Genomic DNA, 1,584 nt, shown 5'->3' with positions numbered 1-1,584 from the left:
GGCGGAAACTCTCCGGCGGCTACGCCGCCTCCGAGTTCCCGCCACCGGCCAAGATGTTTGTCGCTACGCCGGACAAAATGATTGTCGCCGCCCAGCCAGGTCGCGCCGCCGTCCCGGCTCTCGAAGATTTGCGTGCCGACCGAGAGGAAAATCACGTTGCCTTCGTCGGGAGAGGCTGCCAGTGAACATAAGCCTGCCGGCTCTGCACCACCACCAATGAAGGTGGCCGCATTGTCGGTGGAGCGCAGGTGCCCCTCGTCACCGCAGATGTCGACAACACCGTGGTGGACGATGACGCTCCACACTCGCATGCCCCCATAGGCTGGCGTGGGATCAATGTAGCGCCACGTGACGCCAGCATCGGTGCTGGTCGCCAGACCGCAGCTTGTGCCCACGTAAATCGTGTTCGCATTCGCGGGGTCAAACGCAATACCGAAAGCCTCGGGCTCCGTCCTGTCCACTGCGAATCGGCAATCACTCGCACTGGGGCGCGCGGTGGGAGGAACTGTCCACGTGGTGCCGCCGTCCCGACTGACGCTGATCCCGGAGTCCGGGGTCGTCTTGCCGTCGAACCGCGAGGTAGCAACGAGGATCGTGGGATTATTCGGACTGAACTTCACATCCCAGACTGCCTGCGCGCGGTGCCCGGGAACATATACCCAGTTGCGCCCGCCGTCGGTCGTTCGATACAGGCCGCCCCATTCGCTGGCCGCAAAGTAGATCTGGTTGTTGGTGGGATGCGCGCCAAGTTTGTTGACGCGCCCCCCCGCTAGCACTGTTTGCATCGGACGTGTGGCGGTCCGAATTGAGTGGGCTGATGTTGTCGATCCGCCAATTGACCTGCGCTTGGGCCACAGGGGAGCCCTGCGATCAATGCAACGCCGAAGGCGGCAATCGCCCTCCGCACACGCTGCCTGAATGGGCTACACCGCACATGTCTTCTTTGTTGTTCGCTCCCCTGCAAGGCGGCAGCAGACTGACCTTCACGCATGATCGCCTCCCCCATTTACGTTGCGATTTTTACCGCGGATTGCTTGACCGCAGGGCGCCTGGTGACAGACGCGAACCCCTTTATGTCTTCGACAAGCCGCCCTTACCTCGGCTGCACGAAATCGGCAGGGCAGACCGGTACTCGGCATACGTTCTCCGCCGCCGTCATGGTTTCGGCATCGCGCTCGTGCACGACGCGCACGCCATAGGTAAGCCCAGGTTGCATGCCTTCGATCACCACGGTGCGCTGAGGGTGCTCCCGCGCGCTTTCGACCCCCTGGGCGACCACGCGCATCTGCTCAAGCCCTCCAGTGCGAGCGTCGCGCTGGAGGGCTTCCTGGAGATCCGCGGGCAAAGTTGCCTGCGCCGAAGGCAGGACGAGCACCTGCCGCAGGCGCTGTGGAGTCAGCGCCGGATCACGGGGCACGATGCGGTTCGCCTGCACCTTGTGGAAGACAGCAGGGTTCACGAGATGTCGTAGGCGCTCCACGTCGAGGCCAGTTAGCGATAGAGCGGCGCGCATGGCTGACCGAGTCGTAGGCTTTCAGGTAGACCTCCTCGTATTTGACGCTGCGCCAAAGGCGTTCGACGAAC

At 63.2% G+C, this 1,584-nt stretch carries 2 protein-coding genes and 1 pseudogene; all 3 read right to left on the bottom strand.

The features are described from left to right. Positions 1–785, bottom strand: a 785-nt coding sequence (locus A3AG_RS30895; RefSeq protein ID WP_035847400.1) for a WD40/YVTN/BNR-like repeat-containing protein, incomplete at its 3' end; no start/stop codon positions are given. A 308-nt stretch (positions 786–1,093) separates the two neighbouring features. Beyond that, on the bottom strand, positions 1,094–1,459 hold the full coding sequence (locus A3AG_RS0100070) for a hypothetical protein (protein ID WP_145987298.1): 366 nt from the start codon (positions 1,457–1,459) through the stop codon (positions 1,094–1,096). A 28-nt stretch (positions 1,460–1,487) separates the two neighbouring features. Further along, a pseudogene (locus A3AG_RS34885) lies at positions 1,488–1,584 on the bottom strand (integrase core domain-containing protein); the annotation flags it as partial.

Origin of the sequence: Cupriavidus neocaledonicus (genome assembly GCF_000372525.1) — a bacterium.
GTDB classification, from domain to species: Bacteria; Pseudomonadota; Gammaproteobacteria; order Burkholderiales; family Burkholderiaceae; genus Cupriavidus; species Cupriavidus neocaledonicus.
This window is presented reverse-complemented; position numbering and strand designations above follow the sequence as displayed.